Annotated in this window: 23 protein-coding genes; 9 read left to right on the top strand and 14 right to left on the bottom strand. The window is 71.5% G+C overall.

Translation table 11 applies throughout. The features are described 5' to 3' along the window. The first annotated feature begins 6 nt into the window (after window positions 1-6). The 5 genes from OG570_RS15490 (at window position 7) to OG570_RS15470 (ending at window position 3535) form a co-directional block, all read left to right on the top strand. Window positions 7-738, top strand: coding sequence for an OmpA family protein (locus tag OG570_RS15490; protein ID WP_326957179.1), 732 nt, complete (start codon window positions 7-9; stop codon window positions 736-738). Between the two features lie 14 nt (window positions 739-752). Next, on the top strand, window positions 753-1148 hold the full coding sequence (locus OG570_RS15485; protein ID WP_326957177.1) for a hypothetical protein: 396 nt from the start codon (window positions 753-755) through the stop codon (window positions 1146-1148). Between the two features lie 56 nt (window positions 1149-1204). Beyond that, a complete protein-coding gene (locus OG570_RS15480) occupies window positions 1205-1681 on the top strand; it encodes a DUF6932 family protein (protein ID WP_247058624.1) in 477 nt (158 codons plus the stop codon). Next, window positions 1678-2562, top strand: coding sequence for a hypothetical protein (locus OG570_RS15475; protein WP_247058625.1), 885 nt, complete (start codon window positions 1678-1680; stop codon window positions 2560-2562). The genes OG570_RS15480 and OG570_RS15475 overlap by 4 nt, the downstream gene beginning before the upstream one ends. A gap of 304 nt (window positions 2563-2866) precedes the next feature. Continuing rightward, entirely contained in the window at window positions 2867-3535 is a 669-nt protein-coding gene (locus tag OG570_RS15470; protein ID WP_326944765.1) for a DUF4190 domain-containing protein, read from the top strand. 267 nt (window positions 3536-3802) lie between these two features. Here the strand turns inward: OG570_RS15470 and OG570_RS15465 are convergent, their stop codons facing one another. From OG570_RS15465 to OG570_RS15435, 7 genes are all read right to left on the bottom strand, one after another. Continuing rightward, entirely contained in the window at window positions 3803-6529 is a 2727-nt protein-coding gene (locus OG570_RS15465) for an AfsR/SARP family transcriptional regulator (protein ID WP_326957174.1), read from the bottom strand. A gap of 511 nt (window positions 6530-7040) precedes the next feature. Further along, entirely contained in the window at window positions 7041-7943 is a 903-nt protein-coding gene (gene thpD / locus OG570_RS15460) for an ectoine hydroxylase (RefSeq protein WP_326957171.1), read from the bottom strand. A 34-nt stretch (window positions 7944-7977) separates the two neighbouring features. Then, the gene (locus tag OG570_RS15455; RefSeq protein ID WP_326957169.1) at window positions 7978-8370 is read right to left on the bottom strand and encodes an ectoine synthase; all 393 of its coding nucleotides are present in this window, start codon (window positions 8368-8370) and stop codon (window positions 7978-7980) included. 11 nt (window positions 8371-8381) lie between these two features. Further along, window positions 8382-9635, bottom strand: coding sequence for a diaminobutyrate--2-oxoglutarate transaminase (gene ectB / locus OG570_RS15450; protein ID WP_326957167.1), 1254 nt, complete (start codon window positions 9633-9635; stop codon window positions 8382-8384). 15 nt (window positions 9636-9650) lie between these two features. Beyond that, window positions 9651-10205 (bottom strand): diaminobutyrate acetyltransferase, encoded by a 555-nt coding sequence (gene ectA, locus OG570_RS15445; RefSeq protein ID WP_326960038.1) that lies wholly within the window; start codon window positions 10203-10205, stop codon window positions 9651-9653. A gap of 220 nt (window positions 10206-10425) precedes the next feature. Then, entirely contained in the window at window positions 10426-13461 is a 3036-nt protein-coding gene (locus tag OG570_RS15440) for a patatin-like protein (protein WP_326957165.1), read from the bottom strand. 108 nt (window positions 13462-13569) lie between these two features. Next, window positions 13570-14553 (bottom strand): zinc-dependent alcohol dehydrogenase family protein, encoded by a 984-nt coding sequence (locus OG570_RS15435; RefSeq protein ID WP_326957163.1) that lies wholly within the window; start codon window positions 14551-14553, stop codon window positions 13570-13572. A gap of 113 nt (window positions 14554-14666) precedes the next feature. Between OG570_RS15435 and OG570_RS15430 the strand changes: the two genes are divergently transcribed. Continuing rightward, a complete protein-coding gene (locus OG570_RS15430) occupies window positions 14667-15035 on the top strand; it encodes a winged helix-turn-helix transcriptional regulator (RefSeq protein WP_326944771.1) in 369 nt (122 codons plus the stop codon). Window positions 15036-15056: 21 nt separating this feature from the next. Here OG570_RS15430 and OG570_RS15425 read toward each other — a convergent pair whose 3' ends face one another. Beyond that, complete coding sequence (locus OG570_RS15425) at window positions 15057-16292, bottom strand: DUF445 domain-containing protein (protein ID WP_326957161.1); 1236 nt, start codon at window positions 16290-16292, stop codon at window positions 15057-15059. 4 nt (window positions 16293-16296) lie between these two features. Beyond that, window positions 16297-17094 (bottom strand): Abi-alpha family protein, encoded by a 798-nt coding sequence (locus OG570_RS15420; protein WP_326957159.1) that lies wholly within the window; start codon window positions 17092-17094, stop codon window positions 16297-16299. Between the two features lie 142 nt (window positions 17095-17236). Between OG570_RS15420 and OG570_RS15415 the strand changes: the two genes are divergently transcribed. Next, complete coding sequence (locus tag OG570_RS15415) at window positions 17237-18058, top strand: maleylpyruvate isomerase family mycothiol-dependent enzyme (RefSeq protein WP_326957157.1); 822 nt, start codon at window positions 17237-17239, stop codon at window positions 18056-18058. On the opposite strand, the gene OG570_RS15410 is transcribed toward OG570_RS15415, so the two are convergent. The 4 genes from OG570_RS15410 to OG570_RS15395 are packed head-to-tail and all read right to left on the bottom strand — an operon-like array spanning window position 18055 to window position 21315. Continuing rightward, a complete protein-coding gene (locus tag OG570_RS15410; protein ID WP_326957155.1) occupies window positions 18055-18522 on the bottom strand; it encodes a LapA family protein in 468 nt (155 codons plus the stop codon). The genes OG570_RS15415 and OG570_RS15410 overlap by 4 nt on opposite strands. Before the next feature lie 46 nt (window positions 18523-18568). Continuing rightward, window positions 18569-19708 carry a dipeptidase gene (locus OG570_RS15405; RefSeq protein WP_326957153.1) on the bottom strand — a complete coding sequence of 380 codons (1140 nt, stop codon included), beginning with the start codon at window positions 19706-19708 and terminating at the stop codon, window positions 18569-18571. Between the two features lie 42 nt (window positions 19709-19750). Then, the gene (locus OG570_RS15400) at window positions 19751-20353 is read right to left on the bottom strand and encodes an alpha/beta hydrolase (RefSeq protein WP_326957151.1); all 603 of its coding nucleotides are present in this window, start codon (window positions 20351-20353) and stop codon (window positions 19751-19753) included. Further along, the gene (locus OG570_RS15395; protein ID WP_326957149.1) at window positions 20350-21315 is read right to left on the bottom strand and encodes a ring-cleaving dioxygenase; all 966 of its coding nucleotides are present in this window, start codon (window positions 21313-21315) and stop codon (window positions 20350-20352) included. The genes OG570_RS15400 and OG570_RS15395 overlap by 4 nt, the downstream gene beginning before the upstream one ends. Window positions 21316-21399: 84 nt before the next feature. Between OG570_RS15395 and OG570_RS15390 the strand changes: the two genes are divergently transcribed. After that, a complete protein-coding gene (locus OG570_RS15390; protein WP_326944779.1) occupies window positions 21400-21855 on the top strand; it encodes a MarR family winged helix-turn-helix transcriptional regulator in 456 nt (151 codons plus the stop codon). A 6-nt stretch (window positions 21856-21861) separates the two neighbouring features. Here OG570_RS15390 and OG570_RS15385 read toward each other — a convergent pair whose 3' ends face one another. Then, the gene (locus OG570_RS15385; RefSeq protein ID WP_326957147.1) at window positions 21862-22683 is read right to left on the bottom strand and encodes a helix-turn-helix transcriptional regulator; all 822 of its coding nucleotides are present in this window, start codon (window positions 22681-22683) and stop codon (window positions 21862-21864) included. A gap of 133 nt (window positions 22684-22816) precedes the next feature. On the opposite strand from OG570_RS15385, the gene OG570_RS15380 reads away from it, so the two are divergent. Then, window positions 22817-23539, top strand: a complete 723-nt coding sequence (locus OG570_RS15380; protein ID WP_326957145.1) for a dienelactone hydrolase family protein — start codon at window positions 22817-22819, stop codon at window positions 23537-23539. Window positions 23540-23661 lie beyond the last annotated feature (122 nt).

The following is a 23661-nucleotide window of genomic DNA, read 5'->3' as shown; positions in this document are numbered from 1 at the left end:
CGCTTCATGTCCGGTGGGCGTGGCTGGATCCGGTTGATCCCGATCGCGGTGCTGGTCACGGCGCTGCTGGCGGGGGTCGTGACCTGGGCGCTGGCCGGGAGCATCCAGCGCGACCTCACCACGAAGTCCCAGGACGCGCTCGCCGCCGCGGGGCTTCCCGCGGGCTCCGTCAGCTTCGACGGCCGGGATGCCACCCTCAGCGGCTTTCCGCCCGACAAGGCCTTGCGCGCCCTCGATGTCGTCCAGAACGTCGATGGTGTCCGGGCCGCGCAGATCTCCGGCGACGTCATCCCCGTGGCCCCTACCCCGACCCCGAGTCCCAGCCCGACAAAGACAACACAGCCAAGCCCAACAACGACCACAAGCCCAGCACCGCCTCCAACCGACAAAGCCGGCGTGCAGGCCGAGATCGATCGGATGCTCGCCGAGGCGCCCATCGCCTTCGTGCCGAACACCGCTCGGCTCACTCCCGAAGGTGAGCAGGCCGCCAAGGGCGTCGCCGTCGCGCTCGCCAAGTCGCCCGCGACCTTTCGGTACCGCGTCACCGGGCACGTCGCCCGTGGGCCCGGTGGCGAGAGCGCTGCTCTGAAACTCTCCCGGGACCGTGCCCGGGCCGTCGCGCGGATCCTCACGTCGAACGGGCTGACCGCCGGGCGTGTGACGTCGCGGGGGCTGGGTGACACCCGGCCCGCCGCCGGTGGCGAAGAGGACCGGCGCGTCGAGATCACCGTCGTCTGAAGGGGTGTGAACAGATGGTGTGGCTGTTCGGGCAGATCTGGCTGTGGCTGATCGTCGCCTTCGCCCTCGGTGCGGTCTCCGCGTGGCTCGTTCTGCGCACCCAGCACACCGCGCCGGAGCCCACGCGGGAACCCGAGCCGTACTACGAGCCCACGCCCCGCGATGAAGCCGAGCAGACGCAGTTCATCCCCGCCGCGAACTTCCAGCCGACGGAGGAGTCCCGCTACGACGAGGACACCCCCGAGCCCGCCGGGCACCGGGAAGGACACCTGCCGCTGCCGCCGCAACGCGGGGCGCAGGACGAGTACTGGCCCGCCGAAGAGGAACCGGTCTGGCCCGAAGCGGACGACCTGCCCGACGCCACCCACCAGTGGCCGCAGGCCCCGCACCAGCCTGGGCGCGGTGCCTGACACCCATCCTGGTAAATTCGGCTACGCACTGTGAGCGAGGCTGAGAAGGGGGTGGCGTGGCGCTCCCCCATTGGACGCCCCAGCAGGTTCTGCCGCCGGGCCGGCACGCCGGCGACCTCGCCGACGTCTACGAGCGCCTGGTCTTCGACGCCCCGCACCAGAACGAGCGCGAGATCCTCTTCAGCGCGCTCAACAGCTACCTCGGCGTGGCCCGCCGGATCATGCCGTCGGGGCGCGCGTGGATCGGCGGCGAGCTGGTCACGCGCACCGCGCACCCGCCGCGCGGCCTCGACGTCGTCCTCATCCCGGACGAGTGGGGCGCGCTGAAGCGGCTCGACGACGAAGGCCGGTCGGCGCTGTACGGCCTGCTGACCCTGCGCGGCGTGATCGTCGGGCAGCCCGCGATGTACCTGGACCAGGTGCAGCCGGTCGGGGGCATGCTGGACGGCTTCCTGTGCCGCCCCGGCGACGAGGACACCTGGGCCGAGGTCTGGGCCGCAGGCGGCAAGGGCTACCCGGAGATGATCTGGTGAGGAACGAGTTCCGGCGCATCGCCGACGAGATCCCGGGCGGCACCTGGCTGGACGACCTGGCGCGCGCGTCGGCGATGGCCGCGAACGCCAAGTTCGAGCGGACGTCCCGCTCTCCGCTGCTGCACGTGTCCGTGATCGGCGAGCAGCACATCGACGCCTACACCTTCTCCGACATCAGCCGGGCGCTGCAGGACGCGACGGCCAAGATCGGGCACATCATCCGGAACCCCTCGGGCGAGGTCACCATCGTCCAGCAGGCCGACCGGGACAAGGCGCCGCTGATCCAGCGCGGCCAGGCCGGCAACGCGATCTTCTTCGGCTTCCCCGAGCTCGACGTCGCCGACGACGCGCTGATCGTGGACGGCATCGAGACGCTGTCCGAGCGGGCCGTGAAGGAGCTGTGCGACTTCCTGCCGGCCAACGGCTCGGACGACGGCGCGCTCGACGCCGTGCTGCTGCAGCGCGACACCGTCCGCAACGCCGTGAGCGACATCGTCAACGCCGTGGCGAAGAACGCCGGCATCGGGATGGCGCTGACGCCGACCGCCGGCGAGCAGGTCACCCGCAGCATGACGACCGAGCAGGCGCGGATCCTGCAGGGCAGCCTCCGGGAGTCCCGCGAGGCCGTCGGCTACGAGACGGTGCGCGGGCGGCTCGACGGCGTCCGCACCCGGCGGCGGATCTTCTACCTCGACCGCGAGTCGGGCGGGACCATCCAGGGCGCCGTGGCCGAGGACCTGCTCGACGAGATCAAGGAGAACCTCGACCACCCGGTGACCGCCCGGCTGCGGGTCGTGCGCACGACCACGATCGACGGCCGCCGCGGCCGGCCGGTGTTCGAGCTCCTCGAGATCACTCCCGAAGTGAGTCTTTTCGACTGAGAAGTCCGATATCCGGCCTGCACTCCGCGACCGACCCGCCACTCGTCGTAGGCCTCACGGCGGTGCCGGGATGTTCGTACCGAATTTACGATACCGGCCGTGAGGTCGCGGAAGATCGCATCGAACAGTGGGAACTCCGATATTCTTCCCATTGATCACCGGGCCACACCCTGCGCGCGAGGTCAGGAAATACCGATACCCGGCGCAAAATGGTGGGACAATGACTTTTTCCAGAATGTAACAATTTCGTTCTGGGCCACACTTATGGGTTAACGTCGTCGCACTCCCAGCCGAAGGGGCAGGCATGATGACCGACCCGCAGTACCCGCCGACCACCGCGCGCCACGGCAGCAGGCCGGCGCCGCCGGTGACGGCCACTGAGCGTCGTCAAGCGAATGCGAAACCCGCCCGGAACATCCTGGCGATCGTCGGCCTGCTCCTCGGGATCGCGGCCCTGGCCGTCGCTTTCGTCCCGGACATCGGGTTCGTCGCGTGGCCCCTGGGCGCGATCGGGCTGGTCCTGGGCGTCCTCGGGGTGGTCCAGGTCAAGAAGGGGACCGTGGGCGGCCGCGGGCTGGCGATCACCGCCGTCGTCGTCTCCGTCGTGGCGCTGCTCTCGACCGGCGGGATGCTGGTCTACTCGACCTTCCTCGGCGGCGGCAGCTCCGGGCTGCACATGCCCGCGGCGGCCGGCGACAAGCACGCTGTGGTCTTCCAGGTGACCTCCGCCGGCGGCGCGACCGTGCGCTACGGCAGCCTCAGCGACCAGCGCACCGAAACCGCGCCCGCGAGCACCGACGCGTGGCAGGGCCAGGCTTCGTACAACAATGGTTCTTATCTTTTGACGCTCACCGCGGACACGCGCAATTCGAATTCATACAACGATATCGGGTGCGCCATTCTCGTCGACGGCAAGAAGGTCGCGGAGAACAGCGGGACGAGCATCGCGCTCTGCACGGCCAACGTGGGCTGATCGGCGGCACCCGCCTGGCGACCGGCCGGCCTACCCCCATCTCGGCCGGCCGGGCCGCCACGAGCCGCTCCTGGCGGCTCCCGGCCCCGCCGGGGTTTCCCCCGTGCTCCTGATGGGGCCTGGCACCGGCTTCACAGCCTGCCCCTCCCCAGGGCTCCACCGGCACCGCCGAACCTACGCGGACGGCGGACGCGGGCACTAAGAATCCACTAAGGATTCCCCGGTCACCGGGCGGCCGTGACCCGTTCGCAACAGCCTGCCGAATCGTCACTGCAGTTCAGCGAGTTCGGCGCGGACTTCGCCGACGAGCTTCGGGTGGACGCGTTCGTAAATGCGCACGGACATCGCGAGCTGCTCACGGGCGCCGGCCGGATCGCCTTTCGCCCGCAGGACCCGGCCCAATGTCAGCCGCAACGCGCCTTCGCGCGCGACGAACTCCCGGCTGATCGCGAGGTCGATCGCCTCGCGGACGTAGCGCTCGGCCGCCGGCTGGTCCCCGGCCCGCAGGCTCAGCGCGGCCAGGTCGTCCAGCGAGCGGACGACCCGGTCGTCGTCGCCCAGCTCGCGGTCGATCCGCAGCGCGGCGAGCTGGTGGGCGATCGCGTCGGGGAAGCGGCCCGCCCGCTGTTCCGCCGCCGCGGAGCTGCTGAGCGCCTGCCCGAGCAGCACGGGATCGCCGTCGGCCGCCGCGATGACCGTGCGCAGCCGCTCGACGGCCCGGTCGTGCTCGCCGAGCCGGCTCAGCGCGCGGCCGAGCTGCAGGTCGGCCGCGGTGGCGAGCCGGTCGTCGGCGAGCCCGGCGGCCAGCTCCCGCGCCCGCTCGGCATCGGCGAGCCCGGCGCCCGGCAGCTCGAAGGTCAGCGCGATCTCGCACCGGGTGAGCCGCAGCCAGCACTGCCCGGCGACGTCCCCCGCGGCCACGGCGGCGGCGACGCCGAGCTCGGCCATCCGCGTCCACTCGTCGAGCAGCGGGCACGCGACGCGGTAGGTGTGCCCGAGCAGGGCCAGCCGCCAGACGTCGTCGTAGCGGCCCGCGGCGTACGCGGCGTCGAGCACCGCCAGCAGGTTCGGCCACTCGGCACCGAACCAGTCCTGCGCCTCGGCGAAGCCCCGCAGTGGCGGCATCACGTCTTCGGCCAGCACGCCCGAGAAGTCGAGCGGATCGACGACGCGGGCGAGCCGGCGCCGCGCCCGGTCGGCCACCGCCTGGTAGTAGCGGACCGTCCAGCCGAGCGTCTCGTCGCGCTCCTTCTCGTCGAGCTCCTGCTCCGCCAGCTCGCGCAGGTAGAGCCAGACGAGGTCGTGCGGGGCGAAGACGTCGCGGGCGGTCTCTTCGATGAGGTTGTGCGCGGCCAGTGCCCGCAGCCGGCGGCGGGCCTCGGCCACCGGGATCTGCGCGACGGCGGCCATCAGGTGCGGCCCGACCATCACCCCGGGCACCCCGCCCAGCTGCAGGAACGTCTCGGCGATCTCGCCGGGCAGGCCGCGGAAGGAGACGTCGAAGGCCGCGCGCACCCCGTCTTCGGCGCCGTCGACCTGCAGCCCGGCCAGCCGTGTGCGCTCGTTGCCGAGCTCGTCGACGAGCTCCGCCGCGGTGCGCTGCGGGCTCGCCGACAGGCGGGCGCCGGCGATCCGCAGCGCGAGCGGGAGGTAACCGCAGAGCCGCGCGAGCGTGTGGTTGTGCTCGGCCGGGCCGGCCAGCTCCTCGATCAGCCGGACGGCGTCGCCGGGGGCGAGCGTGCCGAGCACGCGCTGCTTGGCCGCGTTCGACACGGCGAGCCCGTCGAGGCGCGACCGGCTCGTCACCACGGTCATCGTGCGCGCGCTCGGCGGCAGCAGCGGACGCACCTGCTCGGCCGTGCGGGCATCGTCGAGCAGCACGAGCATCCGGCGCCCGGCGATCAGTGACCGGTACAGCGCGACGCGCTCGTGCAGCAGCTCCGGGACCTGCGCGGTTTCGACGCCGAGGCCGAGCAGGAACTGCGTCAGCAGCTCGGCGGGCTCCAGCGGCGGGTGGTGCGGGTCGAAGCCGCGCAGCGAGGCGAACAGGACGCCGTCCGGGAACCGCGCCGCGACGCGGTGGGCCCACCAGACGACCAGCGTGCTCTTGCCGACGCCGGCGGTCCCGGTGACCACGGCGATCGTGGTCTCCCCGGCCTCGACGCGGGTGACCAGCGCGTCGAGCCAGTCGAGTTCGCCGGCGCGCCCGGCCAGGCTCGGCACCGCGGCGGGCAGCTGGGAAATCGCCTTCGCGGGCCCTTCCGCCGGTGCCGGGAGGTCGTCGTTGAGCACGCGCTCGTGGAGCCAGCGCAGCTCGGCACCGGGTTCGACGCCCAGGGTGCCGACGGTGGCGCGGGAGACGGTCCGGTACAGCTCGAGCGCGGCCCCGCGGCGCCCGGCGTGGTAGAGCGCCCGCATCAGCTGCCCCGCGGTCCGCTCCTCCAGGGGATCGGCGAGCGGGCTCAGTTCGACGATCAGCTCGGCGTGCCGGCCCAGGTTCAGGTCCGCGTCGACGCGAGCGCCGTGCACGGCCCGGCGCAGCTCCGCCAGCTCGGGCGCCCGCACGGACTCGGGCACCCCGCCGAGCACCGGGCCCTGCCACAACGCGAGCGCCTCGGCCAGCAGCGCGGCCGCCGTTTCGGGGTTCGCCACGGACGCGCGGTCCAGCAGCGTGCGCGCCCGGTGGGCGTCGATCTGCCCGGGCTCGGCCACCAGCCGGTAGCCGGGCGGGGTGGTGAGGATGGCGGCGTCGCTCTCGATGTCCCGCAGAACGCGCCGCAGGTGGGAGACGTTGCCGTGGATGATGGTCCGGGCCGTCGCGGGCGGGTCGTGGCCCCAGAGCGCGTCGATGATGTCGTCGAGCGCGACGACCTTGCCGGGCTGGAGGGCCAGCAGCGCGAGCAGCCCCCGGACGCCGGGGCCGCCGATGGGCACCGGGACGTCGCCGGCGAAGAGCTGGACGGGCCCGAGCAGCTGGAAGCGGGTTTCGGCCACGCTCGCGCCCACCTCCCCGGGGATCACGGTTGTCCGACGTCTCCCTCGTCGGAAAATTCAACTTACCGTGACGGCAGGCGGACCTGTACCACCCAGTCGGGACGGCCACAGGCCGGTCACCAGGAACTTCGTCACTCTGCGGATTCCGCTGCCGGGGCGCGCCGGGCCTGCGGCTTCCGCCGGACATGACACGACCCCGCACCATCGGTCCCGATCCGCTGGTGCGGGGTCGTGAATGGAACTCCGGCCGGGCCGCCAGGGGGCGCGGTCCGCCCGTCGTCGCCGTGAGCGACCGGGTGGGGTCTGCTCACCCCGAGCGAAGCACCCGCCGGTCGTCCGCGAAGACGGTTCTCGCGCGGGCCACACGCCCTCGCGGTGGCGACACGGTAACAAAGCGCACCGGATCAGTCACCGCCGGGTTGACGCGAATTCTCCGCGCCGGCCCCGAAAAGCCGACAGAAACGCCGAAAGCGGCCGGCACGCGTGCGTGTCGGCCGCTTTCGGGTGCGCGTCAGCGCGAGATCGGCGTCGTGTCGCGGCCGGCGATGAACGCCGGGCGCGGCCGGCTCGCGGCGTACGGCTCGGTCAAGGCGTTCTCCACGCTGTTGAACACCAGGAAGATGTTCGAGCGCGGGTACGGCGTGATGTTGTTCCCCGAGCCGTGCATGAGGTTCGCGTCGAACCACAGGGCCGACCCGGCCTGCCCGGTGAACTGCTCGATGCCGTGCTCGGCCGCCATCCTGGTGATGTCGTCCTCGGTCGGCACGCCCACCCGCTGGTCCTTGAGCGAGGCCTTGTAGTTCTCGGCCGGCGTCTCGCCGGCGCACTGGACGAACGTCCGGTGCGAGCCCGGCATGATCATCAGGCCGCCGTTGAACGGGTAGTTGTCGGTCAGCGCGATGGAGCAGCTGACCGCCCGCGGGGCCGGCATGCCGTCCTCCGCGTGCCAGGTTTCGAAGTCCGAGTGCCAGTAGAACCCGGTGCCCTTGAACCCGGGCATGTAGTTCACCCGGCTCTGGTGCAGGTAGACGTCGGAGCCGAGCAGCTGCCGCGCCCGGTCCAGCACGCGCGGGTCGCGCACCAGCTCCGAGATCAGGTCCGAGATGTCGTGGACGGCGAAGATCGACCGGACCTCGCCGGTCCGCGCTTCGGTGATCACGCGCTCGTCCTGCGCCGGCTCCCGGTTCGAGGACAGCCGCACCAGCTCCTGCCAGTACGTCTGGACCTCGCCGACCGAGAGCAGGTCGTCGTCCACCGTGTAGCCGCGGGCCTCGTGGTTCGCCAGGGTCGCGGCGTCGATCGGACCATCGGCTTCGGTACCCCACACGGTGGGGTGCACGCGCGGAAGGTGCTCCGGCGCACCGGTGATCCGGGTCGGGTAACCGTCGTCGACCCGGGTGTCCATCAGCGTCACGGGCTTCGCCTCCTGTGTTGCCGCTCCGGTTCTCTTACGCTTCCTCGGTGATCAGCGGGTACACGCCGTTCTCGTCGTGCACCTCGCGGCCGGTCACCGGGGGGTTGAACACGCACACGCACTTGATCTCGGTCCGCGGCCGGACCTGGTGCTTGTCGTGGTCGTTGAGCAGGTACAGCGTGCCGGGCTTGAGCTCGTGCACCTTGCCGGTGGCGAGGTCCTCGACCTCACCCTCGCCCGAGGTGATGAACACGGCCTCGATGTGGTTCGCGTACCAGAAGTCGTTGACGGTCCCGGCGTAGAGCGTGGTCTCGTGCACCGAGAAGCCGACACCCTCCTTCGCCAGGATGATGCGCTTGCTGCGCCAGTTGGGGGTCTTGATGTCGGCGTCGGTGTCGGTCACCTCGTCGAGCGTGCGAACGAGCACGTCGTACTCCTCTACTTGGTCAGGACGGCCTTGACGGACTCGTCGATGATGGACAGACCCTGCGTCAGCTCGTCGTCGGTCAGGGTCAGGGGCGGCAGCAGCTTCATGACCTCGCCGTCCGGACCGGACGTCTCCATGAGCATGCCGCGGGCGAAGGCTTCGGCGCAGACGCGCCCGGCCAGGTCGCCGTTCTCGAACTCGAGCCCGCGCGCGAGGCCCCGGCCCTTGGCGGACAGCTTCGCCTCCGGGTAGGCCTCGACGAGCCCCGAGAACGCACTGGCGATGCGCTCCCCGTTGGCCTTGGTCGACTTCTCCAGCTCGTCGTCGCGCCAGTAGGTGTCGATCGCCGCGGTGGCGGTGATGAACGCCGGGCTGATGCCGCGGAAGGTGCCGTTGTGCTCGCCGGGCTCCCAGACGTCGAGCTCCGGCTTGATCAGCGTCAGCGCCATCGGCAGGCCGTAGCCGCTGATGGACTTCGACAGGCAGACGATGTCCGGCGAGATCCCGGCGTCCTCGAAGCTGAAGAACGGGCCGGTGCGGCCGCAGCCCATCTGGACGTCGTCGAGGATCAGCAGGATGTTGTGGCGCTTGCAGAGGTCGTCGAGCCCCTTCAGCCACTCCAGGCGCGCGGCGTTGATGCCGCCTTCGCCCTGGACGCCTTCGACGATCACCGCGGCCGGCTCGTTGAGCCCGCTGCCGGAGTCTTCGAGCAGCTTCTCGAAGTACAGGAAGTCCGGCATGGCGCCGTCGAAGTACCGGTCGTACGGCATCGGCGTGGCGTGCACCAGCGGGATGCCCGCGGCGCCGCGCTTCATCGAGTTGCCGGTGACCGACAGCGCGCCGAGCGTCATGCCGTGGAAGGCGTTGGTGAAGTTGATGACCGACTCCTTGCCGGTCACCTTCCGCGCGAGCTTCAGCGCGGCTTCGACGGCGTTCGCGCCGCCCGGACCCGGGAACACGACCTTGTAGTTCAGGTTGCGCGGGTCGAGGATCCGGTCGCGGAAGGTCTGCAGGAAGTCGCGCTTGGCCACGGTGTACATGTCCAGCGCGTGCGTGACGCCGTCACGCTGGATGTAGTCGATCAGCGCCTGCTTCAGCACCGGGTTGTTGTGCCCGTAGTTGAGCGCGCCGGCCCCGGCGAAGAAGTCCAGGTACGGCTTGCCGCTCTCGTCGTGGAGCCAGCTCCCCTGCGCGCGGTCGAACACGACGGGCCAGCCGCGGCTGTAGCTGCGTACTTCGGATTCGAGCTCTTCGAAGATGCTCATGACGTTTCTTTTCTCCTACTCGCCCGGATCTGTGCGTACCGATAGCGGACCGATGCGGTAAAGCTCTTCGGCCAGGTGCCCGGCTTCGGGGAATTCGTCCCCGCCGAACAGCACGCTGGTTTCCATCGCGGTGTTCCAGCGCTTCGCGAACGACGTGAACAACCCGATGGACGCTTCGTTGTCCGGGGTGATGGTGGTCTCGAGGTAGCGCACCCCCGCGCCGACCAGGCGCGTGTACAACGCGTCGAGCAGGGCCCCGGCCAGGCCCTTCCCTCGTTGCGACGCGTCGACCGCGACCTGCCAGACGAGCGCGGCCTCGGGCTCGTCGGGCCGGCGGTAGGCGATCACGAATCCGACCGCCTTGCCGTCCTCGCGCGCGACCACCGATGTCTCGGCGAAATCGCGGCACCACAGCATGTATGCGTACGGCGAGTTGAGATCGAGCTTGGCGGAATCACGCGCGATTCGCCACAGCTCCGCGCCGTCCGCCTTGGTCGGCGATTCGATCAAGTGCGTTACGGACATACTCAGGAAACGTAACAGAGAATTTTCCGGCCGCCAGCGACGCAGCTCACGCACCCCGCGATGACCTGGGGCGACGTGGAGTACCCGGTGAGGAGTCCCACAAACGTGTTTGACGGAAGAAGTTCCGGGGCACACGGGCGCCCAGGTCGCGTCCTCGTTGTCCGTGACCTACCCGCACCATGAACCCCCGGGCCGAAGATCGCAAGGCGCCGGGCCGAATCCCCGCGGGTGACCACACGGCACTTTCACGTGAAAGTGCCGCGGGTCAGGGGCGACGGCGGTGGCGGAGACGTCGCCAGGCCCCGCTGACCGGCATCACGACCGCCGGGAGGATCAGCAGGCCGGAGACCACCAGCCACCACACCGCGCCGTCGCCGCGGCGCCAGCCGGCCACCACGTTGCCGAGCCAGCCGAAGAACGGCCGGGCGATCGGGGGCAGGAACGCGGCCAGCAGCAGCGCCGCCACCACCAGCGCGCCGAGCACCCCGACCAGCCGCCGTGGCGTGCGGCCCATCGTGAGCAGGGCCGTCGCCAGGTAAACGACCGCGCCGGCCAGCACCGGGAGGCCGATCCACTGCAGGATCGCGCCGCTACTGTCGCCGATGACCAGGCCGGCCAGCAACGCCAGCACGCCCGCCGCCAGCGAGCCGAGCGTGCCCAGCTTGGACGCGCTCTGCGAGACCTTCGCCGAGCTGCGGGCCACCGTCCGCAGGATGCCCGCCACCGTCGTCGGCCAGCCGCCGGGCAGCCGGAACGCGACCGTGCCGGCGTTGACCACGGCCGCGCCGAGCTTGACCAGCGTCCGCGTCAGCTGCGGGGTGCCCTGCTCGCCGGCGAGCTTCTCCGCCGAGACCTGGCAGGCCTGGAAGGCGCGCTGGGCGGTGTCCGCGTCGCCGATCGGCCGCGCGCTCCGCGCCCGGAACGCCGCCGACGCCGCGCCGCTGCAGCCGCCGGTCTCGACGTCGGCCTGGGCCTGCTCGGCGACCACCGGCAGCTCCTCCGCGGCGATCCGCGCCTGCCGCGTCCGCGCGAGCACCATGGCCGTCACCGGCATGCTGATCGGCGGGTCGTCCGAGAACTTCGCGACCGGCTTCAGTGCGCAGTCCAGCCCGAGGAACGCCAGTTCGGCGCTCAGCTGGTCCTTGAGCTGCTGCAGCTCGGCCGGCTCGGCGTTGTCGGCGGGGTCCGGCTCGCGCCAGAGCGGGCCCAGCGCCGCGACGAACTCGGCGCGGAACGCCTCGGGCCCGATCAGGTCGCGCAGCGTCGCCAGCCGGGCCGGGTCGAGCAGGCACTGGACCAGCCAGCCGGCGCCGTCGACGCGGCCCCACATCCAGTCGCTGGCCCGCCAGGACGCCTTGTAGAACGCGCCGAAGTCGTCGGCCTGCATCCCGGTCAGCTTGTCCCCCGACCGGCGCCGCTTCAGGTCCAGCAGCGTCCGGGAGTCGGCGCTGACCTGCACGAGCTCGACGCGCTGGTCGACCGACGGCGCCTGCGCGAGCAGCCCGCGCGTCGCGACGTGCAGGCCGAGCAGCCGCGCTTGGACGACGTTGTCGGCGCCGTTCTCGAGGGCCAGCCAGTCCAGCAGGACCGACACGGTGTCGGCCGTCTCGATGGCCGCGTTGGCGGACTCGAGGGCGCCGTTGGCGAGCGCCCGCGACGTCGGCGCCGTCGCGTTCCGCAGGGCCGCGTTGGCGAGCGTGCGCAACGTCGGCGTCGCCGCCCGCAGCGCCGCCACGACCAGCGGCCAGGCCTCGACGACGGCGTCCGAGCGGCCGAGCCCGGCCCACTCCTGGGCGAGCTCGCCGATCCACACCTCGAGGGTGCTGCTCGCGCCCGGCCCGTCGTGCGCGGCGATCCACTGCGCCAGCCGCACCCCGCGGGCCGACGTCTTGCGCGCCGCGTGCAGCCCCGCCCGCGCGTCGTTGAGCTCCTTGGCCTCCTTGGGGTCCGGCCCGAGCCGGAACCCGGCGTTGATCAGCTGCAACCCGGTGGCCACGGCGTCGTCGAGCGCGCTCGTGCGGTAGCCGACCAGCTCGGGCACGGACATGCTCGTCGACGGCGGCGCGAGCGGGATGCCGGCGCTGAGCCCGCCGACGGCGACCGCGCGCAGCTGCTGTGACATCCCGGACGCCCACTCGCGGTCCTCGGTGTCCACATCGGACAGTGCGTACCGGCGGCTGGCCACCTGCACCAGCTCGGCGGCGTCCTCGGCCGTCCGCCGGTCCAGGTACGCCGTGGCCAGCCGCTTGTCGATCAGCGCCTCCGGTCCGCCGCGCAGCCCGAGCGCGGCCAGCGAGACGCGGGTGTCGCGCGTCCGGACGACGGCGTCGTTGTGCCGGGTCAGCTCCTCCAGCTCGGCGCTGATCGACTGGCTCATCACCGTGGAGACGACCTTGCTCATCGCGTTCGCCAGCAACGGCGGGGCCGCCGGGTCGCAGGCGATCGCCGTCGTGTCCTTCTCACCGGTGGGCACGACGTAGAGCAGCAGCCGCCGGACGTCCGCGTGGGACGGCCGCTCGAAGATCTCCCGCAGCGCCGGCCGCAGCGGTTTGTTGAGCAGCACCCCGCCGTCGGTCAGCCAGTGCGACCGGGTCAGGTCGGTGTAGGCCGTCATGTCCGGGTGCAGCGCGTCGGTGCCCTCGGTGCCGATCGGCAGCCGGGCCAGCTCGAACGCGCCGGGGAACGACGCGGTGGCGCGCGCGGCGAGCGCCAGCGGCCCCTGCACCCCATCCGTCCACAGTGGACCTTCAAAGCGGAAGAGCATCCGGTGTTCGGTGTCGCGCACCAGGTTCCCGAGCGCGTCGTCGAACCGGGTCGTCTCGCCGTCGATCATCGTGCCGGTGAGCAGCACGGTGATGTCCGGCGGTTCGGCGGGCGGCGTGCCCGGGCCGGTGATCTCGTGCAGGGCCTGCGCCAGGTCACCGAGCAGCACGCGGTCGCCGTCGAGCACCGACCGCGGCTGCGTCTCCGCCGGGTCGCGGATGAGGTTCTCCAGCGAGCCGATCCGGATCCAGGTGTCGCGCAGCACCTGCGGCGTCGAGCCGAACGCCTCCGCCAGCCCGAGGCAGGCCGCGTTGATCCCGCCGGCGCTGGTGCCGGTCAGCACGTCGATCGACACCGTGGCGCGCAGCAGGTCCAGCAGCCCGCGGTAGAGCCCCGCCTCGGCGTCGCCCCGGGACTCCCGCAGCAGCTGGGAGGTCTCGGTGGCGACGCCGCCCATCCAGATGGCGAGGCTGGCGCCACCGACCATCGTCATGGCCAGGCGGATCTCCTGCTGCCACGGTTCCGCTTGCTCCGCCATGAGCTCCCCAAGCCGGTTGTCGTCCCTGCCCGACGCAGACTAGAGGCGGAAGGTTAGGCGCGGGATACGCGTGGGTGTACGGCCGTTCGGGTGGAGTTGATCGGCTTCTCAGCCGACCGTGACCACCACCTTGCCGAACTGGCCGTTCGCTTCGAGGTACCGGTGCGACTCGGCGACGTCGAAGAGGTCGAACGTCCGGTCCACGCGGGGCCGGAAGGTGCCCGCGCGGACGCCGGCCCGGATGAAGTGACCCGCCCGGACCAGCCGCTCCGGGTTCATGGTCAGGTCGAACGCGTTGAACATCCGCATGGTCGGCGGGGTCCACAGCGGGAACGGCGTCTCGGGGACGTCGAGCGCGCCGTAGACGACGAGAGTGCCGCCCTTCGCCGTCGCGTCGGACAGCGCGCGCACGCCCGGGCCGGCGACCGCGTCGAAGACGAAGTCCGCGCCGTGCCCGGCGGTGATCTCGCGGGTGCGGCCGGCGACGTCCTCGTCGTCGGTGACGATCACGTGCGCCGCGCCCGCGTCCAGCAGCCGCTGCTTCTTCGCCGCGGTGCGCGTGGCGGCGAGCGGGATCGCGCCGATGTGGTTGACGACGTCGATCGTCGCCAGGCCGACGCTGCTCGACGCCGCCGTGATCAGCACGAACTCGCCCGGCCCCACGTGTCCTTCGTCGACGATCGCGCCGTACGCGGTGAGGAACGGCCCCCACAGCGCGACCGTCTCGATCGCGTCGAGCCCCTCCGGACGGCGCAGCACCGCGGACGCGGGCACGACCGCCGCTTCGCCGTACACGCCGTAGTTCCGCATCGAGAAGCCCGCGACCGTGCTGACCGCCTCCCCGACGGCGAACTCCGTGACGCCGTCACCGAGCGCCTCGACGATCCCGGACGCCGAGTAGCCGAGCTTCGCCGGGAACTCGTCCGGGCGCTCGAAGTACGTGCCCGCGCGGAACATCGCCTCGGCCCGGTTGAGCCCGATCGCCTCGACCCGCAGCCGCAGTTCGCCGGGGCCCGGCGCGCCGGGGTCGACGTCGGTCAGTTCCAGCACTTCCGGTCCGCCCTCGGCGGCGAACCGCACCGTCTTCGTCATTCTCGATTCCTTTCGGTTGCCTCGGAATCGATCGTGGTCCGGATGCGTTTGCGCTGGAAGACGGCACTTTCCTGGTACGACGGCACACGCCTGTTACGAACGAGGTCACAGCGATGGACAACGGCGAAACTCCTCCGGCCGACGCGTGCTCCCTGCGCGAGGTGCTGGATCTGGTGGGCGACAAGTGGGCGGTCCGCGTCCTCGTCCGGCTCGGCGACGGCCCGCGGCGGTTCAGCGAACTGGAGCGCGCCCTGGACGGCGTCTCCCGCCGGATGCTGTCCCTGACGTTGCGCGGCTTGGAGCGCAACGGCCTGGTGACGCGCAAGGTCTACCCCGAGGTCCCGCCGCGGGTGGAGTACACGATGACGGCCCACGCGGCGGAGCTGGACGAGCCACTGCACGCGCTCTCGGCGTGGGCGGCCAAGCACCGCTCGAAGGTGGCCGAGGCGCGGAAGGCCTACGAACTCGTGAGTGGTAATTAGGGTTCTAACCCGAATTACCACTCACGACGCGAGGTGCTCCAGCAGCAGGACCTGGGCCTCACCGACCGCGAAGCCCAGTACCGCGCCCGTGGCGATGAGGATCCATTCGTCCTGCTCGAAGGCCGGGCGCAGGAGGCGCTCGAACTCGTGCGGGGACAGCTCCTTCATCTTCGTCACCAGGACGTTGCGGATGTCCATCGCGTCCGTCGCGTAGTCCTCGATGTAGCGCATCGTCTCCGGCAGGCGGTTCATGATCTGCGACGCGATCGACAGCTTCATGTCCTGGTACTTGCGGCTGCCCACCGCGAACACCACCAGCGGCCGCGCGACCCGGCCGAGCTCGGCGTCCAGCTGGCGCTGGATCAGCGCGAGGACCCGGTCGGACAGCGGGCCGTGCAGGATCGCCTCGATGACGTTGTGCGGCGTGATGATCTCCTTCGCGATCAGCTCGCCGTACGCCTCCGCGACCTCCTTGCGCCGCTTGAGGAACAGCCCCTGCCACTCGACGCCGAAGTACCTCTTGGGCTCGATCGGGAAGAAGATCATCCGCAGCGCGAGCCAGTCGGTGAACCAGCCCGTGAACAGGCCGAACACCGGCATGATCAGCGGGAACTTGAACAGGATCCAGGCGATCATCTGGATCACGCCGATCGCGCCGCCGAACACCAGGCCCGACCGCGCGATGAACTTGAACTCCTGCGCGCCGGCCTCCTGGAAGATCCGGTTCAGCAGTCGCTTGTCCTTGACCAGGCTGGTGACCACCATGCCCTTGAGGTCGAACACACTGTCCACATCGGACTTGATCAGGTCGAGCACGGCGGCCACCATCCGCGGCGACTCGTGCTGGACGCGCTCGATCACCAGCTGCTGCACCCGCACCGGGAGCGACTCCCACAGGCCCGGCTGGTAGTGCCCGGCGACCTCGCGCACGATGTCCTCGACGCCCGCGAGCAGCGGTTTCTCGATCTCCCGGGCGATGCGGCCGGCGTCGAGGCGCGCGACGACCTCGGCCGGCTTGATCAGCTGCTCGGTCATCGTGTCGCAGGCGATGCTCGCCATCCGCGCGGCGCGCTTGGGCACGATGCCCTGCCAGCCGAAGAACGGCTTGATGCCGATGAACTCGACCGGCTGGAACATCATCCGGATGGCGACGAGCTTGGTGCCGTAGCCGATCAGGGCGGCGACGATCGGGATCGAGACGTACAGGGGCCAGTGCTGGGCGAAGTCGGCGACGATGCCGGCGAGGAACGACCCCACGGGGTCAGCCGAGACTCGGGTCGCAGGCCTGCCAGAACTCCGCGCCGAGGCGCGAGACGTGGATCGTCCGCTTGACGAACTTCGCGCGTTTGACGTGCTTCTCGGCGTCGCGCACGGTCTCGTCCGTCATCAGGATCTCGTACTGCGTCTCCAGCGACGGCACCTCTTCGTCGAGGTCGACCAGGCCGAGCCCGATCAGCCGCGTGACGTAGCCGGGCACCTGGTCGGGCAGCGAGACGCCGGCGACCTTGCCGACGGTCGACGCGTTGCGCAGCACCAGCCGGCCCGCGCCGCCGAGGCTGGTGCGCTCGGCGACGTCGATCGCGGGGAACGGCGAGCCGTCCGACAGCGCCGACAGGATCCGGGCCTCGTCCGGCGTCAGCTGGCGCAGGATGATCGCGTAGAAGTACTCGCGGGCCCGGGCGCGGCCGAAGCCGATGGAGTGGTTGAGCAGCTCGGCCATCGCGGCACGCAGCGGCTCGGTGTGGTTGTCGCGCGCGGGCACGAGGGTGACGGTGGCCTCGATCGGCCTGCTGCCCGACACCTGCGGGCGGTTCATCGCGGACGCCGCGGTGAGCGCCGCGTGGTACGGGTCGTCGACCTCGTCGAGCCGCCGCCGCAGCTCGCCCAGCAGCTGGCGTTCCACCTGCCGCACCCCGCGTTCGGCGGTCTCCACGCCGGGCAGCCGGCGGGTGAACGCGAAGCCGGTGCGCGCGGCCCAGCCGGCCAGCTGGCCGGCGCGGCGGGCCAGGTCGGCCACCTCGTCGCCGGTGCCCCGGCCGTTCGGTCGCTCTGCGTTCACGGGCGGACTCCCCTCTGCTTACGCGGTGATGCTACCTGCGAGTAGGCCGGATGGCGGTGTGACTACCAGCATCCTTCGGGGACCCGGGTGGCGGAGCCCCCGGCTCGGGGCGAAGCCCCGGACAGCAGCGCATGATGTGGCCATGAATCCCTGGGGTCCGCCGATCGACGTCCTCCCGTACTTCTCGAAGGAGGAGCAGTCGCTGATGACGCTGCTCGGCGCGCTGACTCCCGAGGACTGGGAGCGGCCGACGATGTGCGACGGCTGGTCGGTCAAGGACATCGCGGCCCACCTGCTGGGCGACAAGGTCGGCAGGCTCTCCCGCGGCCGCGACGGCCACTCCGCCGACGGCCCGCGTCCCGGCGAGGCGTTCCCGCGGTTCATCGACCGGCTCAACGAGGAGTGGGTCGTCGCCTGCCGGCGGCTCTCGACGGACGTCCTGCTCACGATGCTGTACGAGTTCATGGGCCAGACGACTGACTACTGGGCGAAGCTCGACCTCGACGTCCTGGGCGAGCCGGTGAGCTGGGCGGGTGACGCGCCGGCACCGCGCTGGCTCGACGCGGCTCGCGACTATTCGGAGTTCTGGGTGCACCACGTGCAGCTGCGCGAGGCCCTGGAGCACACGCCGCTGGAGCCCGAGCACGCCGAGCCGATCGCCGACACGTTCGTCCGGGCGTTGCCGCACACCCTGCGCGACGTCGAGGCCCGCGTCGGCAAGCAGGTCGGCTACACGGTGACCGGCGCGGGCGGCGGCAAGTGGCACGCCCGCTTGGAGCGCGACGGCTGGGTCCTCGACCGCGGCGCCCCGCCGTCCCGCACGCCGCTGGCCACGGTGACGACGGACGCGGACACGTTCTGGCGGCTCTGCACCCACAACAGCCCGGACGTCAGCCGCGTGAAGACTTCAGGCGACGAAAACGTTTGCGCGGTGGTTCTCGGGATGACGTCGATCATCCTCTAACGGCGTGGGCGGCGAGCCTGCTTCCGCAGCTGCAGGATGCGGGCGCCGCCGATCAGCGCGACCAGCGCCGCGCCGCCCAAGGCCGAGAACAGCATCGCGATGGCCAGCGGCAGGCTGCCTTCGGCGCCGAAGAAGTGGACCGTCGCCGGGTCGAGGTTCTGCAGGATGAACACCAGCAGCACGGTCAGCACGAGCAGGCCGGCGATCACCGCGACCCAGGTGCCGCTGATCCGCGTCGGCCGGGCCTTGCCCCGGCCCGACGACGACGTCGTCGACGTGCCGACCCGGGTGGGCGCCGGCCGCACCGGCGTCACCTCCTCCGGGCCCGGCCGGACGTCGCCGGCACGCAGCTCGGCGGGCTCCAAGGCGCCTTCCGGCACCTCGGTTCCGGGCAGGTTCCCGGGCAGGTCGTGGTCTGCGGAGCCGGTGGGGTGGCCGGCCGCGTCCCCGCGCGCGTGCGTCATGTCTCCAGTGTCCGTCCAGCACGCGGGGACCGCTGCGTCAAACCCCCTAACGGGTGTACGCGTCGACGTCCCGGAGCACGCGGAGCGTGTTCTTCCCGGCCAGTTTGGCGCAGTCGTCGTCACTCCACCCCCGGTCGAGCAGCGCGGCGAACAACACCGGGTACTTGGACGTGTCCTCCAGCCCCTCCGGCAGCGTGCCGACGCCGTCGTAGTCGCCGCCGAGGCCGATGTGGTCGATCCCGGCCACCTCGCGGGCGTGCTCGACGTGCGCGACGACGTCGTCGACCGTTGCCTTCGGCTTGACCGGCGCGTCCCACTCCGCGACGAACTTCCCGCGCTGGGTGAGGTTGCGGTAGTCCTGCCCGGCCTCGGCCATGGCCGCCTTGAGCTGCTCGTCCCAGGCGGCGACCTTCGGCGAGATGAACGCGGGCACGAAGGTGACCATCGCGACGCCGCCGTTGCCGGGCAGCTTCGCGAGGACGTCGTCGGGGATGTTGCGCGGGTGGTCGTTGACCGCGAGGCACGACGAGTGGCTGAAGATCACCGGCACCGAGCTGATCTCGATCGCGGCCCGCATCGTCGACGGCGCGACGTGCGAGAGGTCGACCATCATGCCGATCTTGTTCATCTCGCGCACGACGTCGCGGCCGAACTCGGTGAGCCCGCCGTGGGCCGGCTCGTCGGTGCCCGAGTCGGCCCAGGTGGTGTTGAAGTTGTGCGTCAGCGTCATGTACCGGACGCCGAGGCGGCGCAGGCTCCGCAGCACCCCGAGCGACTCGGCGATGCTGTGCCCGCCTTCGGCGCCGAGCAGCGACGCGATCCGGCCGTCGGCGAACGCGGCCTCGGCCTCGTCGGCGGTGTCGACCAGCCGGAGCCGGTCGGGGTAGCGCTCGGCGAGCTGGTGGACGACCTCGATCTGCTCCAGCACGGCGGTCACCGCGCTGTGGCCTTCGAACTCACACGGCACGTACACCGACCAGAACTGCATGCCCAGCTTCCCGTCGGCGAGCTTCGGGAAGTCGGTGTGGAGGGCGGGCTGCCGGACGGTCAGGTCGAGCGAGGCGACCGCCTCGACCGGGTTGGCGCCACCGTGCTGCCGCAGCTCCCACGGCAGGTCGTTGTGCCCGTCGGCGAGGATGACCCCGTCCAGCAGTTCGGTAGCACGCTGCAGTGCCTCGTTAGTCATCACCCGATCCTAGGGTGACGCCGTATACGCTCCGTACAATCGCTACGGCGCAAGCCACTTCGCTGCCGCGCGGACACCGTCCACAGTGACCTGATGGCCACCGGGGTGACGATCTGTGACGACGTCGGCACCCCGCTCACGCAGCAGCCGGATCAGTTCTTCCGTGGACGCCAGCGGCGCCATCGGGTCGTGTTCGCCGTTGGCCAGGAAGATCCGCGACGCGCTCAGGTCGTGGGCCGGCGGGTCCGGCACCGGCGACATCGCCGCGAACAACGCGGCTTCACGCACGACCTCGGGCCGCAGCAGCGCGACGGCGGCCGCGATGTTGGCGCCGTTCGAGAAACCCACCGCGACCAGCCGGCGGTCGCCGAAGCCGTACTTCTCCCGCGCCTCGACGACGAAGTCCGCCAGCTCATGAGCCCGCTTGACGACGTCTTCGTGGTCGAAAACGCCTTCTTCGAGCCGCCGGAACCAGCGCGCGGCGCCGTACTCCGACACCGGCCCGGCGGGCGCCAGGGTCGTGGCGCCCGGGGCCAGCTCGCGCGCCAGGCCGAGCAGGTCGTCCGGGCCGCCGCCGGTGCCGTGCAGCAGGAGCAGCACCGGCGCGTCCGGCGCGCCCTCGACGTACTTGTGCACCAGCGTCATGACAGCTCCGGGTTGTTCTCGGCGGGGAGGTTCAGCTTCGGGAGCATGTGCCGGATCTCGTCGCGGCGCGGCTCCAGCCACGGCGGCAGCTTGAGCGCGCGGCCCAGCTCCAGCAGCGGCTCGTCGATGGCGAACCCGGGCTCGTCGGTCGCGACTTCGAGCAGCGTGCCGCCCGGCTCGCGGAAGTAGATCGAGCGGAAGTACTGCCGGTCCAAAATGGACGTCACGGTGACGCCCTTGTCCACGAGCTCCTCGCGCCACGTCTTCTGCGTCGCCTCGTCGGGCGCGCGCCAGGCCACGTGGTGCACGGTGCCCGCGGCGACCAGCCCGCGTGGCGCGTCCGGCGTCACGAGGACGTCGACCAGCGCGCCCGGCCCGCCGTCGCCGGCGGCGAACCGCAGGCGGTTGCCGTCCTGGCCGGTGAAGCCGAGGCCGAGGCCGTCGGTGAGCATGCCCGCGGTGGCGTCCTCCTTGTCGACCGAGAGCGTCACGGAGTGCAGGCCGCGGACGGCGTGCTCGGCGGGCACCAGCTCGGTGTCCCACGGGTCGCGCGGGTCGCCCTGCGGGTGCGCGACGAGCGCGAGCTGCAGGCCGTCCGGGTCGCGGAAGGTCAGCGTGTCCTCGTCGTCGGCGTTGCGGACCTCGCCCGTCTCGATCTGCTGCGCGTTCAGGTGCTGCTTCCACCAGCCGATGGACGCCTCGGGCACGGAGAACGACGTGGTCGTCGCCTGGCCGGTGCCGTGGCGGCCGCTCGGCGCGTCGGGCCACGGGAAGAACGTCATCAGCGAGCCCGGCTTGCCGGAGCTGTCGCCGTAGTAGAGGTGGTAGGTGCCCGGATCGTCGAAGTTCACGGTGGTCTTCACCAGCCGCAGTCCGAGGGTCCGGAGGTAGAAGTCGGCGTTGCGCTGCGGGTCGCCGCCGATGGCGGTGACGTGGTGCAGGCCGGACGTCTTGATCGACATGGAGTGCCTCCTCTGGCCAAGGTAACCGGAGAACCTCTCGCGCGCAAGATATATTCCGGGCAGACTCTCCGCTAGGCTGTTCGCGTGACACCCGATCCGAAGACCGACGACGACGAGATCGTCACCTGGTGGGGCCTGGTCATCGAGGGTTACCTGGCCACCCAGGACAAGCTGATGGGCGAGATCGCGGAGCGCTTCGGCCTCGCGCCCGCGTCGTTCGACATCCTGATGCGGCTGGTCCGCTCGCCCGAGCACCGGATGCCGATGACCCGGCTGGCGACCGAGGCCGCGCTGTCCAGCGGCGGCTTCACGAAGGTCGCGGACCGCCTGGTGGCGGCCGACCTGATCTGCCGCGTCCCGAGCCCGGACGACCGCCGCGTCACGTTCGCGTCGCTGACCGACCACGGCCTGGAGGTGGCGAACAAAGCCCGGGCGGCGGCCGCGAACATCCTGCGCCGCATCGTCCTGACCCCGCTGGGCGACGACGCGGCCGGTCTCGCCGAGGCGATGCGGACCCTGCGGACGTTCAACGGCGAGTGAGCCGGTTCAGGAGGCGGCCGGCGCCGTCCACATCGCCAGCAGCTCCAGCGCCGACGCCGCCGGGCTCGCCGGTTCCGGGCTGAACGCCACCAGCCGCTGCCCGGTCTCCCCGGGCAGGTCGAAGTGCTCGAACCGCAGGGTCAGCTCGCCGACGACGGGGTGCCGGAAGCGCTTGGTCCCGTGCGTGCGCTGCCGGACGTCCCGCCCGGCCCACCACGTCCGGAACGGCTCGCTCTTCATCATCAGCTCGCCGAGCAACGTCGCGAGCGCTTCGTCGTCGTAGTGCCGGCTGGTCGCCAGGCGCAGCGCCCCGACGGTCGCCCGCGCGACCTCCGGCCAGTCGGCGAACCGCTCTTCGCCGGCCGCGTCGAGGAAAGCGAAGCGGGCGAGGTTGCGCTCCCGCGGCGTCACCGCGGCGAAGTCGAAGAACAGCTGGGCGGCCAGCGAGTTCCAGGCCAGGACGTCCATCCGGTGGTTGATCACCAGCGCCGGCACGCGGTCCATCATGGCGAGCAGCTGCGTCAGCTCGGCGCGGACGCGCTCGGGCCGCGGCCGGCCCGAAGGCCGCGGGCGGGCCAGGCCGTCGAGGTAACGGCGCTCGTCGACGTCGAGGCGCAGCGCGCGGCCGATCGCGCCGAGCACGGCTTCCGACGGCCTCGACGCGCGCCCCTGCTCAAGCCGGACGTAGTACTCGACGCTGATCCCGGCGAGCGCGGCGACCTCCTCCCGCCGCAGCCCGGCGACGCGACGGCGGGCGTCGGCCCGGCCGGGAGCGATCCGGGCCCGGCGCGACTTGAGGAACCGGCCCAGCTCGTTGTGCTCGCTCATCAGGCCAGTGTGCGACACCCGCGTGGTTCGAGCGTGGTCCTGCCAGTACCAGTAACGGCCGTCCGGGGGTCACGCCGGGAGCTGGCTGCCCGGGTGGCGCGCCCCGAAACTGGTGCTCTGCGAAAGGAAGAACATGTGTCACAGCACGGACAGCCGCCCGCCCGCGTTGCCGAACCCCGGAGAGATCACCCGGAGCGGAGCGCTCGAACTCACCTCCGCGGACGGCACGGTGTTCTCGGCCCTGGAAGCGATCCCGGCCGAGCCCACCGGCGTCCGGATCGTGCTCCTGCCGGACATCCGCGGCACGCACCCGTACTACCAAGCGCTCGCCGACCGCTTCGCGCAGGCGGGTTTCGCGACCGCGGCCATCGACTACTACGGCCGCACCGCGGGTGTCGGCGTGCGCGACGACGAGTTCGAGTGGCGGCGGCACCTGCCGTCGGTCCGGCCGGACGACGTCGCCGCCGACGTCGAGGCGGCGGCCGCGCACCTGGGCGAAGGACCGCTGTTCACGGTCGGCTTCTGCTTCGGCGGCGGCCAGTCCTGGCGCTTGGCCGCGAGCGACCTCGGCGTCAGCGGCGTGATCGGCTTCTACGGCCTGCCGCAGCCGGCCACCGAAGTCGTCGACAACATTTCGGCGCCGCTCCTGCTGCTGCTCGCCGGCGCCGACGTCGCGACGTCACCGGCGGAGTTCGACACGTTCACGGCCCGCCTCGACCAGGCGGGGAAGCCGTACGAGAGGCAGGTGTACGAGGGCGCCCCGCACTCGTTCTTCGACGCGACCTACGCCGAGTGGCAGGACGCGTGCGACGACGCCTGGAGCCGGACGCTCGCGTTCATCGGGAAGCACCGTTGAAAAACCGGTGCTGGTCAGGGCCGCTGAGCAGGCGCACGATGGGGTGAGCGACGTCTGGGGGCCATGGGGACGCCGGTGCGGCCCACGCCAGGGCCGAAGTGGCCGCACCGGCGATCCCCGTG

Origin of the sequence: Amycolatopsis sp. NBC_01286, from assembly GCF_035982555.1 — a bacterium.
Classification (GTDB): domain Bacteria; phylum Actinomycetota; class Actinomycetes; order Mycobacteriales; family Pseudonocardiaceae; genus Amycolatopsis.
The sequence above is the reverse complement of the archived record's forward strand: the minus strand, read 5'-3'. Positions and strand labels throughout refer to the sequence as shown.